Annotated in this window: 10 protein-coding genes; 5 read left to right on the top strand and 5 right to left on the bottom strand. The window is 72.6% G+C overall.

The genetic code is table 11. The features are described from left to right. Positions 1-951: a quinone oxidoreductase family protein gene (locus ACQP00_RS39575; protein ID WP_433206456.1), complete on the top strand. Its 951-nt coding sequence runs from the start codon at positions 1-3 to the stop codon at positions 949-951. A gap of 55 nt (positions 952-1,006) precedes the next feature. Here the strand turns inward: ACQP00_RS39575 and ACQP00_RS39570 are convergent, their stop codons facing one another. From ACQP00_RS39570 to ACQP00_RS39560, 3 genes are all read right to left on the bottom strand, one after another. After that, on the bottom strand, positions 1,007-3,196 hold the full coding sequence (locus ACQP00_RS39570; protein ID WP_433206453.1) for a carbohydrate-binding protein: 2,190 nt from the start codon (positions 3,194-3,196) through the stop codon (positions 1,007-1,009). 26 nt (positions 3,197-3,222) lie between these two features. Beyond that, positions 3,223-5,391 (bottom strand): ricin-type beta-trefoil lectin domain protein, encoded by a 2,169-nt coding sequence (locus ACQP00_RS39565; RefSeq protein ID WP_433206450.1) that lies wholly within the window; start codon positions 5,389-5,391, stop codon positions 3,223-3,225. A gap of 156 nt (positions 5,392-5,547) precedes the next feature. Then, entirely contained in the window at positions 5,548-6,600 is a 1,053-nt protein-coding gene (locus ACQP00_RS39560) for a LacI family DNA-binding transcriptional regulator (RefSeq protein WP_433206447.1), read from the bottom strand. A 58-nt stretch (positions 6,601-6,658) separates the two neighbouring features. Between ACQP00_RS39560 and ACQP00_RS39555 the strand changes: the two genes are divergently transcribed. Beyond that, entirely contained in the window at positions 6,659-7,519 is an 861-nt protein-coding gene (locus ACQP00_RS39555) for an SAM-dependent methyltransferase (protein WP_433206444.1), read from the top strand. On the opposite strand, the gene ACQP00_RS39550 is transcribed toward ACQP00_RS39555, so the two are convergent. Together ACQP00_RS39550 and ACQP00_RS39545 are read right to left on the bottom strand one after the other, a co-directional pair. Continuing rightward, positions 7,503-8,384, bottom strand: coding sequence for a TIGR03560 family F420-dependent LLM class oxidoreductase (locus ACQP00_RS39550; protein WP_433206442.1), 882 nt, complete (start codon positions 8,382-8,384; stop codon positions 7,503-7,505). The two genes, ACQP00_RS39555 and ACQP00_RS39550, sit on opposite strands and share 17 nt — an antisense overlap. Positions 8,385-8,429: 45 nt before the next feature. Beyond that, the gene (locus tag ACQP00_RS39545) at positions 8,430-8,918 is read right to left on the bottom strand and encodes a pyridoxamine 5'-phosphate oxidase family protein (protein ID WP_433206439.1); all 489 of its coding nucleotides are present in this window, start codon (positions 8,916-8,918) and stop codon (positions 8,430-8,432) included. 39 nt (positions 8,919-8,957) lie between these two features. Between ACQP00_RS39545 and ACQP00_RS39540 the strand changes: the two genes are divergently transcribed. From ACQP00_RS39540 to ACQP00_RS39530, 3 genes are read left to right on the top strand one after another with little or no spacing between them, the layout of a single operon-like run. Continuing rightward, positions 8,958-9,326 (top strand): Mth938-like domain-containing protein, encoded by a 369-nt coding sequence (locus tag ACQP00_RS39540; RefSeq protein WP_433206436.1) that lies wholly within the window; start codon positions 8,958-8,960, stop codon positions 9,324-9,326. Between the two features lie 37 nt (positions 9,327-9,363). Beyond that, the gene (locus ACQP00_RS39535; protein WP_433206433.1) at positions 9,364-11,757 is read left to right on the top strand and encodes a hypothetical protein; all 2,394 of its coding nucleotides are present in this window, start codon (positions 9,364-9,366) and stop codon (positions 11,755-11,757) included. Then, on the top strand, positions 11,754-14,327 hold the full coding sequence (locus ACQP00_RS39530) for a hypothetical protein (RefSeq protein ID WP_433206430.1): 2,574 nt from the start codon (positions 11,754-11,756) through the stop codon (positions 14,325-14,327). Before ACQP00_RS39535 ends, ACQP00_RS39530 begins: the two co-directional genes overlap by 4 nt. Positions 14,328-14,343 lie beyond the last annotated feature (16 nt).

Here is a 14,343-nt window from a genome sequence, read left to right as displayed (position 1 = left end):
ATGAAGGCGGCAGTCCTGCACGAGATCGGCGGCGTCCCGCGGTACGAGGACTTTCCGGACCCGGTGGCCGGCGAGGACGAGGTGGTGATCGAGGTCAAGGCGGTCGCGGTCGAGAACGTCGACAAGAGCATCGCGGCCGGCACGCACTATGCGAGCGGGCAGTATTTCGGCCGGCTGCCGGCGATTCCGGCGTTCGACGGGATCGGGGCGCTGCCGGACGGCACCCTCGTCGGCTTCGGCAATCCCCGCTCGCCCTACGGCGCGCTCGCCGAGAGGACGGTGGTGGCCAAGGGGTCCTACGCGCCGATCGTCGAAGGGATCGATCCGGTCATCGCCACGGTGCTCGCCACCGCGATCACCGCGATGTCGGCCCGGACCGCAGCCGGGCTCCAGGCCGGCGAGACGGTGCTCGTCCAAGGGGCCACCGGCGTCGCGGGGCGGCTCGCGGTCAAGGTGGCGCGGCTGCTCGGGGCCGGGCGGGTGGTGGCGACCGGGCGGGACGACGAGCAGCTGCGGGAAGTACGAGCGGATGCGGTCATCAACACCGCGGTGGACGACGACGCCCTCGCCGACGCGTTCCTGCGGGAGAAGGGCGACGGCTACGACGTCGTGCTCGACTTCCTGTGGGGGCGGCCGACCGAGGTGCTGCTGCGCGCGCTGGTGCCGAAGTCCTTCGCGTTCCCGAGGCCGACGCGGCTGGTGCAGATCGGCGAGTCGGCCGGCGCCGGGATCGCGCTCGCCGCCGAGAGCCTGCGCACCTCCGGCGTCGAGATCTGCGGGGCGGCCAAGGGCCTCAATGCACAAACCATGCAGCAGGTGTACGGCGAGATCGTGGCCTGGACGAAATCCGGCGAGCTGACCTTCGACGTGGTGACGGTGCCCCTGCGCGACATCGAGCACGCCTGGCAGCGGACCGATCTGCGGGGCCGGCGCCTCGTGGTGGTGCCATAGCAACAACTCGTGGTGGTCCCAGAGAAACAGGAATGGGACCACCACGAGGCAATCGTCAGGCGGTCAGCCGGAAGTAGTCCAGGTTGAAGCCGCCGGTCTCGCAGAAGACCGTCACCGGCTGGTCGCCCGCCGGCAGGGTCACCGTGGTGCTGACGGACTGGTAGCTGCCCCAGCCGCCGGTGTCCGGCACCGACACCGTGGCCAGCACCTGGTCGCCGGCGTCGCGGAACGTGATGGCGTTCGCCGCCACCGCGCCGCTGCCGTTCGCCACGCGCAGTTCCAGGTTGTACGGGCCGGCCGCGGCGACTTCCAGCCGGTACTGCAGCCAGTTGCCGGCCGACGTCCAGCCGACGTTCCGGCCGCCGCTCGCCGCCGGGTTGTTCTCGACGAAGTTGGCGCCGCCGTCGGTCCAGCCGTGCTCGGCCGTGTAGGCCTCCGCCTCGACCTTCTCGCCGATCGGGGCGCCGTGCGGGGCCACGGTCACGTGCACCGTGGCCGACGAGCTCGCCACGCCGTCGGTGACCCGGAACTTCAGGTCCAGCGGGCCCGCCGTCGTCGGGTGCAGCGACACCGTGCCGGTGGCGGCGTCCACGGTCACGCCGTCCGGCAGGTCGACCGCGTAGAACGCCAGGGCGTCCCGGTCGCGGTCTGTGGCCTTCAACCGGAAGGTCGTCGTCGTGTACTGGTCCGCGGTCACATCCGGCACGGAAGCCAGAACGGGGGCGTGGTTCCCGTGCGCCGACGGCAGCGACGCGTGCCAGCGGTAGGTGGCGTAGGCACCGGCCGGTACCGTGGCCACGAACTGCTTTCCGGCCAGCAGCACCCGGACCTTGCGCGGCGCGGTGTTCGCGTTGCCGAGCACCGCCACGAAGTCGTCGCCGTCGCGGTAGACCACGTTGCTCACACCGCTGGCGGCCGCGCTCGACTCGACGCGGGTGTGCCGCGGGGTCAGGTACTTCGCGAACTGCCCCATCCCGTAGAGCTCGTCCCGCACCGTGTACGTGCGCGCCGCGGTGTCGACCTTCACCAGGCGGTCCGGCCATTTCGTCGTCGCCGCGATCTGGTCCCAGTCCACGTTGTTGTCCCGCAGCGGCGTCCAGTGCAGCGTGCCGCCGTCCTGGTCGGTCGCCTGCGCCCACATCACGTAGGAGCTCGCGTCGAGCCGGAAATAGCTCAGGATCGTGGCCGGCGACAGGTCGCTGGTCTCGGTCATGTGCACCGGCTTGCCGGTCTGCTCATAGGCGTCGCGCATCACGGCCGGGTCGCCCCAGTACGGGTGGAAGGCGATCGCGTCCGCCGCCCGTTTCGCCGCCGGGTCGTTCAGCACGCGGTAGTAGTTCTTCGTCTCGGTGCTGTTCGGGTCCTTCCAGTCCCAGAAGTTGAAGTCGTGGATGTACACGTCGACGTCCCGCGGCAGGTATTTCCGCATGGCCACGGCGAGCTTCTGCTGCTGCTCGACGCTGATGTCCATGGCCGGGTAGACCACGTCCATGCCCGGCTCGTTCAGCAGCGTGAGCGCGTCGACCCGGATGCCCTTGCGCGCATAGGCCTCCACGTATTTCGCGTAGTACCGCGCGAACACGTCGATGCAGTCGTCGCGCAGCTTGCCGACCTGGTAGTAGTCGGTGGTGCTGCCCGGCTTCAGCGCGACCTCGCCGAGGAACTTGTTGTTCGTCTTCATCCACGCGGGCGCGCTCCAGGCCGACGCGAAGAACGAGGCCCGCGGGTTGTACTTCTGGATCAGCTTGATGGTGTCGACGATGTGCAGATCGATGTCGCGCTGGATCGAGAAGTACTTGAGCCCGAAGTCGTCGGTGACGCCGGCGGGCAGGTCGTCCTCGGACCAGAACGGCAGATGCTCGATGAGGTCGGGGCTGCCGATGGTGAGCCGGAAACGGTTCAGCCCGGCGCCGGTGCGCGGGTCGACGAGGAGCCGGATGGCGTCCTCCCGCTGCTGCGGGGTGAGCTTCCACAGATTCGACACGCTGGTCTCGTCCAGGGAGAAGCCGATCCCGCTGTACCGCTGCCGCATCTGGCTTGGATCGATGACGACCGTGGCGTCGACCGCCGCCGATCCGTTACTGCCGACGGAAATCGGCGGCAACGGTTTCCAGGCCTGGGCCGCTCCGGTCGAATAGGTGCCGGTGACGGTTTCCGCCCGATGCGCCGGGGCCGCGGTTGCGGGCGCGGCCCCGACGGTCAGGGCGAGCAACGCCGTCGAGGTGACGGTGATGATGCGTCGCACGATGTTCCTTCCTGCCGGACGGCGGACTACGGCCCGGAGACCAGGTACTCGACCTGGTGCCCGGAGTTCACCGCGGCGCCGGTGTTGTTGATGACGTGCGAGATGGTTCCGGTGCCGCCCAGCGAGACGGTGACCATGTCGTGGAACTTCACGCCCGACTTGACCGGCACCTCGAACGCGTGCGCGGCCACCACACCCGGGTTGACGTTGAAGTAGCAGTAGCTGCCCAGGCCCCACGCCTCGTGCGTGGTGACGCTGTCGGCCACCTTGTACGCGGCCCAGCCCTGGGTGGAGCCGTTCATGAAGGCGGCCTGGTTCGGCGGGTCGTACGGCATCTCGTTCTGATAGAAGTACGTGCGGCCGCCGTTGCCGTTCCAGATCGTCTGGTACTGCTGGTAGTGCTCGACGAACAGCCCGTAGAACGTCACGTTGTTGCCGTTGACGACCAGGCCGTTCTGGGCGGTGTTGGTGGTCCAGCCGACGCCGGAGCCGTGGTCGGCGCGCCAGATCCAGGCGTGGTCGCCGATCACGTCGTTGCTGTTGATCCGCAGGCTGACCGTGGCCTTGCCGACGCCGGCCCCGCCGATGCGGAAGATCACGTCCGACCGGCTGGTCGGGTTGGCGGCGTGGCTCGCGGTGGAGCCGGACGGGCCGATCTCGGCGAGCACGGGCGAGTTGGTGGTGCCCGCGTCGAAGAGCAGGCCGGCGAGCTTGATGCCGTCGACGTCCGCGGTCTTCAGCGCGGTGATCCCGCCGTCGGGCACCAGGGTGGCCAGGCCGAGACCGAGGATCACGGTGTCGGCGCGGGTCACGTTGAGCGTCTGGTTGAGGTGGTACACGCCCGGGGTGACCAGCAGGTTCTTGCCCGCGGCGAGCGCGTTGTTCATGGTCGCGGCGGTGTCGCCGGGCTTGATGACCTGGAACTGGCTGATCGGCAGGCTGGTGCCGGCCGGGTTGCCGTTCGCCCAGGTGGTGCCGCTGGAGTTGGTCCGCAGCGCCGGGACGAACACCTGGTAGGCGCCGGCCGAGTCGACGTACAGGAACGGCTTCTCGCGCACGACCGGGGCGGTGCCGACCGTGGTGTACGGCGGGTTCGGGAAGCTGTTGCCGGGCGCGCCCGTGGCCCCGACGAAGACCTGGTTCCAGTTGGAGCCGTTCCAGCTGCCCATCGACGAGTTGCGGGTGATCCACTGCTGCTGGGTGCCGGACTGGATCTGCCCGTCGATCTTCGAGTCGGCGATGAAGCCGCCGGAGGACCAGCCGCCGTCGGAGAGCGCGAGGTTGCCGCGGACGTGCATGCGGCGGTACGGCGCGGCCTGCGAGACCGCCCACCGGTCGAGCCCGCCGGTCGGGGTCACGGAGAGGTTCTCGGCCGAGCGCCAGAAGTTCTGGGTCGCGTTCTGGCTGCCGTCCGGCCACCAGTCGGCCTCGGCGTGCACCGCGCCGTTGATGACGACGGCGTCCGGGGTCAGCCCCAGCCCGGCGACCTGGGTGTAGAAGCCCACGTTCGCGTTGACGTTGTACGTCCCGGGCTTGAACAGCAGCGCATAGCGCTGGCTGCCGAACTGGTTGCTCACCTGGCCGTTGAACACCGAGTTGAGCTTGTTCTGGATGGTGGCCTGCGACATCGACGGGTCGAAGACGGTGACGTTCGGGCCGAGGTCGGGGTTGTTCGGGTTGTTCGGCACGCCGGTGGCGGTGGCGGTGGCGGTCGGCTGGCCCGTCCCTCCGGAGAAGTTCCACTTCTGGTTGGCGCCGCCGCCGCAGGTCCACAGCTGCAGCTTGGCCCCGTCGGCGAGGTTGTTGTCCTTGATGTCCAGGCACTTGCCGGACTTGGTGTTGATCAGGTCGTGGCTGGCGTTGAGCGACCACTTCTGGCTGGTCACCGAGTCGTAGCAGGTCCACAGGTGCACGACGGCGCCGTCGGTGGTGGCGCCGTTGACGACGTCGAGGCACTTGCCGAGGCCCTGCACGGAGCCGTTGTCGGCGAGGGTCCAGGTCTGGTTGGCGCTGCCGGCGTAGCAGGTCCACATCTGGGGCTGGTTGCCGTCGGCGGTGGAGCCGTCGGTGACGTCGAGGCACTTGCCGTTGGCCGAGCTGGTGATCTGTCCGGTGCTGGCGGCGGAGGCGGCGGTCATGGCGACGGCGCCCACGGTGGCCACGGTCGCGGCGGTGACCGCGATCGCGAGCAGCATGGAGCGCCGCACTCGTCTGGGTGCGTGCATCGGGTGTCCTGTTCCACTGGCGGGGTGGGTTGGGGGTACCGCCAGGAAACCGCCCCGAGCCGAGGCATGTCAATGAATCGCTGTAACTTTTTTCGACTCGTGGCGGAAGTGTTTATGAAACACGCGTCAACGCGGGGCCGGGAACGCCGGCCCGGTCGAGCCGCGCACGACCAGCTCGGTGGCCAGCTCCACGTGCAGCGCGTCCACGTCGCTCCCGGTGAGCATCCGGCTGAGCAGGCTGACCGCCATCCGGCCCATCTCGCCCAGTGGCTGGCGGACCGTGGTGAGCATCGGGTGGGTGGCCCGGCTGACGTCGATGTCGTCGAAGCCGGCGATCGAGAGCTCCTCCGGCACCCGCAGCCCCCGCTCGGCCGCGGCCTGCAGCGCGCCGACGGCCATCTTGTCGTTGAACGCCACCAGCGCGGTCGGCCGGTCGGGCCGGTCCAGCAGGCCGGCGGCGAGCGCCCGACCGGCCTCCACGGTCGGGTCGGTCGAGGTGCGCAGCAGGTCCCCGTCCGGGTACACCCCGACGGCCACCAGCGGCGCGTGGAACCCGGCCAGCCGGTCGCTCATGGCCAGCCAGCTCAGCGGCCCGCCGAGCACGCCGACCCGGCGGTGACCGAGTTCCACGAGGTGCGTCATGAGCCGCCGGGCCCCGGCGAAGTTGGCCGCCGACACGGCCGCGATGTTCGGCGGCGGGGCGGTGCGCGGGTCGACCACGACGAACGGGAAACCGCGGTCGCGCAGCCGCTCCAGGTCGTCCTCGGGCTCCGGCGGCAGGATCAGGATCGCGCCCGTGACCTGCGGCCAGCCGGTGAGCGTGGGCAGCACGTCGGTGCGCCGCCAGGCCGACTCCCCGGCGTCGACGACGGCGTGCATGCCGTGCGCGTCGAGGGCCTCGGTGATCGCCGAGACGATCAGCCCGAAGTAGTCGGTGAGCAGGTACGGGCAGCGCACGTACACCCCGTTGTCGGCCTTGGGCACGCCGGCGCCGCGGCGGCGGGGCGCCCGCTTGCCGAGCCCGCCCATCGCCTGCAGGACCTTCTCGCGGGTGTCCGGAGCGACGTTGGCGCGGCCGTTGAGGACCCGCGAGATCGTGGCGATCGAGAGCCCGGTCTGCGCGGCGACGTCCCGGATCGTGACGCGCGGCTCCTGCGTTGTTTCAGCGCTTTGTTTCATCGTCGATCAGGGTAACCCGGCGGGGCGATTGAACCGATCCGGCGTTCTGGCAGTACACATGGGTATGACCTCTGCGACCGCCGCGCACGCCGAGAACGTCCGGCGCTACTACGACCAGAACACGGCCGCGTTCGACCGGCTGGGCCAGGGCGGCGCCTCGATCCACCGCGCGGTGTGGGGCCCGGGCGTGACGACCCGGCCGGAGGCGTTCCACCACGTCGACGAGCTGATCCTGGCCGCGCTGCCCGAGGGTGTGGCGGAGCCGCGGGTCGTGGACCTGGGGTGCGGGCTCGGGGCGAGCCTGATGTACCTGGCCGGGCGGGCGCCGATCCGCGGCGAGGGACTCACGATCAGCCCGCGGCAGGCGGAAGGGGCGACGCGGCTGCTGGCCGGGGCCGGGCTCGGCGAGCGGGTGCGGTGCCGGGAGGGCAACTATCTGGACGTACCGCGGGAGCTGCACGGGACCGCGGACCTGGTGTTCTCCATCGAGGCGTTCCTGCACAGCCCGGACGCGGCCGGCTATTTCCGCGAGGCGGCACGGGTCCTGCGCCCCGGCGGCCGGCTGCTGGTGTGCGACGACTTCCTCACCGAGCGGGCCCCGTCCGCGCCGCCGCGGGAGGCCCGGCGGCTGGAGGCGTTCCGCGACGGCTGGCGGGTCGGCTCGCTGCTGACCGTCGAGCAGGTCCGCGAAGCCGCCGCCGGGCACGGCCTGGAGCTGACCGGCGACCTCGACCTGACCCCGCACCTCGAACTGCGCCGGCCGCGGGACCGGTTCATCGCCGCGCTCGTCGCCGCCGGCCGCCCCCTGCGCCTGCGGGGCGAATACTGGAAGATGCTGTCCGGCGGCGACGCGCTGCAGTGGTGCCTGCTCAACGGCCTGCTGAACTACCGCGTGCTCACCTTCACGCCGCGCGGGTGAGCGCGAGGATCGTGTCCATCGCCTTCAGGCGCTCCGCCCCGGTGCCGAGCAGCCCGTCCGGCACGATGAACTCGTCAAGACCCTGGCTCTTGTACTGACCGAGCACGTCCCCCAGCGCCGCCGGTGACCCGCCGATGACGGGCGCCGGCAGGTCGGGCAGCGGGCCGTCGACGACCACGAGCGCCTGGGCGGTGCGCTCGATCGCCTTCGGGTCGCGCTCCTGCCGCGCGCAGAAGCCGTCGAGCACGGCCGACTTGTGCGCGATGACGTCGGGCCTGCCCCAGGTGTTCCAGATGTCGGCGTACTTCGCGACGATCCCCAGCATCCGCTGCTCCCCGCCGCCCCCGATCAGGATCGGCAGCGGCCGCTGCACCGGCTTGGGCTCGCACACGGCGTCGGTGAGCCGGTAGTACTCGCCCGCGAACGTGGTGCGCTCGGTGCGCAGCAGCCCGTGCCAGATCTCGAGGGCCTCCACGAACCGGTCGAGGCGCTGCTTCACCGGCGGCAGCTCGATGCCGTACTGCTCGTGCTCGTTGACCTGCCAGCCCGCCCCGACGCCGAACACGAACCGGCCCCCGGTCACGTGGTCGGCGGTCGCGGCCATGTTGGCGAGCACGGCGGGGTGGCGGTAGGTGTTGCCGTACACCAGCGAGCCGAGGCGCACCCGCGGCACGGCCGCCCCGAGCGCGGCCACCACGGTCGCGCACTCCAGCATCGGGGCGAGCGGGTCGCGCCCGGGCCCGGCGTTGGCCATGAAGTGGTCGGCCACGTAGACGCCGTCCCACCCGGTCGCCTCGGCGTGGCGGGCCACCTCGAGGATGTCGTCGTACGGCTGTGAGGTGCCCGGCCAGATCGAAAGTCGCATGCCTCCTCTATACAACCAGCGCGGCGCCGGTGCCGGCGGGCCGAGTCAGAACGTGTAGCGGTTGTGCGAATACGGGTCCTTACCGAAGGCGAGAACGGCAAGCGGCGTCACCCGAAAGACGTCGGCCCGCTGCCCGCCCTCGACGTGGTGGAATCCGCCGTCGCGCGCCTCGAAGTGCCATTCCTCGCCGTACTTCGCGAGCCACGCCCCCGCCGCCCGTTCCAGCGCGCCGGGCTCCTCCACCTGGACCGCATCCCCGTGGACGACGACGTCGAGCCCCTCGTGCAGCGCGTCGGTGCCCGTGGTGACGGCGACGGCCGCGTTCCCGCGCAGGTTGCGGCGCTTCTGTTCGCCGGACCCGGTGGTGAACCAGAACGCCTCGTCGAGCCAGACCCCGATGAGCGGCGTGACGTGCGGCCGCCCCTCCTCGCGCACGGTGGTGAGCCAGTAGATCCCGGCGCCGGCGAACCGCTCGCGCACGGTCTCCCAGGGCACCTCGGTGGCGCCGGGTTCGCTGTACCTTGAGTCGAGCACGATCGCCCGCTCCTCTCCGCTGAGGCTGGTGTACGCCCGATGCTGCCACGTTCACCCCGAATCCTCTCGATATCGTGGGGCTCGATCACGGTCGAGGACCACGGCGCCTTCAAGGACGCCAAACTCTGGCCGGGCGGCGCGCGGGCCTGGGACTGGAACGAGACGGGCACCCGCCACTCGCCCGGCACCCAGCCCGCCGACGTGGCCGAGCTCCTCGACGCCGGCGCGACCGTCGTCGTGCTGTCGCTGGGCATGGAGGAGCGCCTCGGCGTGGCCGGCGAGACGCTGGCGCTGCTGGCGGAGCGGGGCGTCGCGGTACACACGGCGGAAACCTCGGAAGCGGTGGAGCTCTACAACTCCCTCGTCGACACCGCGGCGGTCGCCGGGCTCTTCCACTCGACCTGCTAGTCGGGTAGCGGTTCGCGCGGCATTGATAGGGTTGCGTGTGTCGATCCGCCTCCCGTCGCTGCCCGGCCGGTTCTGGGCGCTGCCGCTGCTGGTCGTGTTCGCCGCGCCGGTCTGGCTGTTCACGCCCTGGCGGGTCGCGCTGGTGGTCTCGCTCGTGGTGGCCGGCGGGGTGCTCGCCGGGCTGGTCGTGCGGGGGCTGGTCCAGCGGCGGTGGCGGCCGCGGATGCGCCGCCGGGCCTATCTCGTGCCGGCCGACCTGCCGCCGCCGCCCGAGCTGCTGATCGGCCGGGACGACGAGCTGGACCGGCTGACGCGGCTGCTGACCGCGGCGCATCGGGACCGCAGCGGGCCGGCCGTCGCGGTCGTCACCGGGCGCGAGGGCGTCGGCAAGACCGCCCTGGCCGTGACCGCCGGGCACCTGGTCGCGCCGCGGTACCGCGACGGGCAGATCCTTGTCCGCTTCGACACCCAGCGGCCGGACGGCGACGACCTGGCCCGGGAGTACCTCACCCGGGCGCTGCTCGGGCCGGGCGACGCCGATCCGGGGGCGGAGGGCTTCGACCGCTGGTACCGGCGGCGCACCCTGACCCGGCGGATCCTGGTGGTGCTGGACAACGTGCCGGCCGGGCTCGACCTCGCGCGGTTCACGCCGGCCGGGCGGCGGTGCGCGATCGTCGTCACGTCCCGGCGTACCGTCGAAGGCCTGGCTCCTGATCTTGTCGAGCACCTCGAGCCGCTGGACGGGACCGCCTCCCGCCGGCTGGTCGCCGCGCTGCTCGGGGCCGGCGCGGTCGTGCTCGACGAACGGCTGGACGAGCGGATCATGCGGGCCGCGCGCGGGTATCCGGCCGCGCTGCAGATGGCGGCCGCGGTCGCCCGGTCGCGGCGCAGCGAGGACCTCGACGTGCCGCCGCGGGCCGAACCGCCCGGCGAGGCCGGCGCGCTGCCGTTCGCCGAGGTGCTCGACCTGGCCTGCGCGCTGCTCACCGAGCAGGAGCGGCGCTGCCTGACGGTGCTGTCGCTCAGCGAGCACCGGCGGGTCGCGCCGTGGACCCTCGTGGCGCTGGCCCGGGGCGCGTTCCCGCACGACGCCACCTTCGCCGCCTTCGACGAGTTCCAGGCCGGGTGCGTGCTCGACCGGCTCGCCCGGGTGCGGTTCGTCGAGCTGCGGGCCGACGAGCGCTCCGGGGTGGCGGTGTTCCGGATCCCGTACTTCGTGCGGCAGTACGCCGCGATGCTCGCCGAGGCGGAACTGGGCGCCGACGGCATCGAGCGGGCCAGGGACGCCTACGTGGCGGCGGACCGCAGCCGGCTGGAGCGCCAGCCGGAGATGCGCCTGCGCCGCGACGTCTACCACCTGTTCGACGACGGGCGGCTCAGCGAGGCCCTCGGCAACGCCCGCGAGGTGGTGCACCTGGCCCAGGAGCGCAGCCAGGCGGTCAAGGACCGGCGCAGCGTGGAGGCCGACGCGGCCCGCCGGGACGAGGCACTGGCCGAGGTCGGCCTGGCCGAGGTGTTCGCCGAGCTCGGCTGGATCGACGACGCCCTGTCCGCGGCGACGTCGGCGGCGCGCAGCGTCGAGGCGGCCACGCGGTCGCGGGCGCTGCGGGTCCAGGGGCGGATCCGGTGGCGGCTGCGGCAGAGCGCGGCCGCCGTCGAGCGCCTGCGGCTGGCCCGGGAGCAGGCCGAGCGCAACGAGCGGGATCCGGCTGAGCTGATCCGCGTGCTGCGCGAGCTGACCGTGGCGAGCGCGCTGTCGGACCAGCCGGAAACCGCGCTGGAGTACGGCGAGCAGGCCCTGCGGCTGTGCGGGACGGCGCCGGACGAGCAGCCCCGCCGGCTGCCCGGCGTGCTGTGGGCCTACGGCCTGGCGCTGACCGCGAACCGCCGCCACGACCGGGCCGCCGAGGTGCTCAGCCGCGGCGACACCCTGAGCGGGCAGCCGGAGCTGGCCCAGGGGCTGTGGCGGCCGTGGATCCGCCACCAGCGGGCGTACCTGGCCCTGCAGAGCCGCGACTTCGAGGCCGCCCGCGGCTTCGCGGTGAGCGCGCTGAACGGCTTCACGACGCTCAAGCACCGCTACGGCAGCGGCCACAGCCGGCTGCTCATCGGCCGGGCCTATCTGCACGAGGAGCGGGACCTGGAGCGGGCGGTCTCGGCGCTGGAGGAGGCGCTGCAGACGTTCCAGCGCTGCGGCGACCGGTGGGCCGAGGCGGAGGCGTCGTACTGGCTCGGCGTGGCGTACAAGAACCGTGGCGACCTGCCGAAGGCCACGCTGCTGCTGCGCCTGGCGGTGGAGATGTTCGAGACGCTCAAGGACGGCGCCGGCGCGAAGGATGCGCGGGAGGCCCTCGACCGGGAGTGGTCGCTGTCGTCGCTGCTGGGCCGGCGCGGGACCCGCCACTCGGAACAGCCCAGGATCTCCTCGTGAGGCGGCGGCTGCGCGGGCTGCGCATCTACCTCGCCGTGATCGCGGGCGCGCTGACCACGGTGATCAGCACCGTCTACGAGAACGTGCCACCTTCGCTGCGGTACGGCTCCCTCATCGTCGTCGCGCTGCTCAGCGGCGTGGTGCTGCTGCTGACCGACACCGGCTCGGCGCGCAGCCCGGGCGGGCGCGACAGCAGCGGCGACTGGCCCACCACGGCGCGTTCGGGCGTCGAGGCCCGGCAGGCGCTGGCCGAGCCGATCGCGCAGACCGCGTTCGTCGGCCGCGAGTCCGAGCTGGACGAGCTGACCCGCTGGCACGACGAGCAGCGGGCCGAGCGCACGCCCGGCCGCTCCCGCCCGGCGGCCGGGCTGGGCTGCGTGCAGCTGTTCCTGCACGGCGGGCCGGGGGTCGGCAAGAGCGCCATCGCGCGCAAGCTGGCCGAGCGGCTCGCGCCGCGGTACCGCCACGGCGTCCACATCGTCGACCTCGGCACCGCCGGCGCCCCGCGGCCGCCCGGCGAGGTGCTCACGGAGCTGCTGCTCGCGCTCGGCTGGCCCGAGTCCGACGTGCCGGCCGACCCGCAGGGCCGGGCGATCGCCTTCCGCTCGCTGGCCGCCGGCAAGTCGCTGCTGTTCGTCTTCGACGCGGCCCGCACCGCCGACCAGGTCGAGCTGATCATGCCCACCCATCCCCAGAACGCCGTCATCGTCACCAGCCGCTTCGACCTGTCGCTGGTGCCGGACATGCAGGCGGCCCGCTCGTTCCTGGTCGACGTGCCCAGCGAGTCCGACGCCCTGCACATCTTCCGGGCGATGTCGCGCACCGAGGACCGCGACAGCCCGTACTGCGCGGCCGAGATCGTCGAGGGCTGCGGCCGGCTGCCGGTGGCGATCCGCTCGGCCGCCGAGCGCATCTCCGACGACGCCACCAACGTCTGCGCGGTCGCGTCCTACCTGCGCGAGCCGACCACGCGGCTGTCCCGGCTGGCCCAGCCCGGCCGGCAGGTCCAGGAGGTGCTGCAGTCGGAGTTCGACCGGCTCCTGCCGATGGAGCGCCAGGCGCTGACCTACCTGGCGTTCCTGCCGTCGCCGACGTTCGCGCCCTGGATCCTCATGCCGCTGCTCGACGTGAACCTGCGCGAGGCCGAGGCGCTGGCCGACCGGCTGCACGCGGCGCAGCTGGTGCGGGCGGTCGGGGCGGCCCGCCGTACCCACGTGGTGCGCTTCACCGTGCCCCCGCTCGTCGGGCTGTTCGCCTCGCAGGTCGCCGCCGACGTCCCGGCCGACCGGCGGCGGGCCGCGACGCGCCGGGCCGACCGCGCCTACCGGGCGCTGACCGCGCGCGTCCTCAACCGCATCACGCCCGGGGCGGGCCTCGCCGAGCCGGCCGATCCCTACGTCGACGGACTGCTGCTCGCCGACCGCATCGCGCGGGACGTGCCGGGGTGGATCGACGCGGAGTACCGCACGATCCTGCACCAGATCGGGGTCGCCGCCCGCGCCGGCGACGACGAGGCCTGCTGGCGGCTCGGCGCCCTGCTGGGCGGCGCGACCCCGGCCACCCTCGACTACGAGTCCACGGCCAACGCCTACCGCCTGGCCACCGCCGCGGCCGAGCGGATCGGCCCCGGCCCGCTGACCGCCACCCAGTTCGCCAAGGGCCGCTTCCTCGCCGCCGCCGGCCGCTACGGCGAGGCCGAGATCGCCTTCGACCTCGCGCTGGAGGCCGGCAAGCGGGCCGGCACCCCGCAGGAGCAGGCCGAGCACGCGATTGTCAAGCAGCTCCTGCTGGGCCAGGCCCTGGTCCGCATGGGCGCCCACGACCTGGCCGACGAGCGCCTCACCGACTGCCTGCGCCGCGCCACCGACGCCCGCGCGGCGACCCACGTCTACAACGCCGAGATCCTGGTCGCCATCAACAGCCACGTCGAATGCCCGTACTGGGTGCAGGACCGCCTCCAGGACGACACCCTCGACGACCTGGGCCGCTTCAGCGCGAGCATCGCCTACGCCGAGTCCGCCCTGCGCGGCCGCGAGTGGTCCACCGCCCTGCACCACCTGCGGGCCGCCCGCTCGTCCCACGACCTGTCCCGGGCCGCCTTCGTCGCCGTGCGGACGGCCGAGGTCCACCTGGAACACGCCCGGCACCTGGAGCGCACGGCCCGGCCCCAGGGCATCGCCGACGCGCTGGACCGCGCGATCGAGGCGGCCTGCGGGGCAATCTGGCGGTACCACCAACTGCGCGACAACGCCGGCGAGCACCGCGCGAAGTGGGTCCTGGCCCGCGCGTTCGGCGCCGCCGGCCAGCTGGGGATGGCCGAGCAGCTTGCCCAGGGCCTGAAGACCGAGGTCACCGACACCCACAAGGACCCGGACTCCCCTGGGCGCGCGATGGTCGCCCGGGTCCACCAGCTCAACGGCGAGCTGTTGTACCGCTTCGGCGACGCCCCGGCCGCCCGCGCCGTCCTGATCCAGGCGGCCACCCTGTTCCAGATCCTCGGCGACCCGATGTCGGAGGACGACGTCCGCGAGACCATCCAACGCCCGCCGAGCGCCGCCACCACGGCCTGACGACGTCCCGCCGCCG

This window comes from Dactylosporangium sp. CS-047395 (genome assembly GCF_050942185.1).
In the GTDB taxonomy this organism is placed as follows: Bacteria; Actinomycetota; Actinomycetes; order Mycobacteriales; family Micromonosporaceae; genus Dactylosporangium.
This window is presented reverse-complemented; position numbering and strand designations above follow the sequence as displayed.

Coding starts and splice junctions, on each gene's coding strand:
- ACQP00_RS39560 (WP_433206447.1), bottom strand. CDS start 6,600: ATGAAACAAAGCGCTGAAACAACGCAGGAGCCGCGCGTCACGATCCGG.
- ACQP00_RS39550 (WP_433206442.1), bottom strand. CDS start 8,384: ATGCGACTTTCGATCTGGCCGGGCACCTCACAGCCGTACGACGACATC.
- ACQP00_RS39565 (WP_433206450.1), bottom strand. CDS start 5,391: ATGCTGCTCGCGATCGCGGTCACCGCCGCGACCGTGGCCACCGTGGGC.
- ACQP00_RS39555 (WP_433206444.1), top strand. CDS start 6,659: ATGGGTATGACCTCTGCGACCGCCGCGCACGCCGAGAACGTCCGGCGC.
- ACQP00_RS39575 (WP_433206456.1), top strand. CDS start 1: ATGAAGGCGGCAGTCCTGCACGAGATCGGCGGCGTCCCGCGGTACGAG.
- ACQP00_RS39540 (WP_433206436.1), top strand. CDS start 8,958: ATGCTGCCACGTTCACCCCGAATCCTCTCGATATCGTGGGGCTCGATC.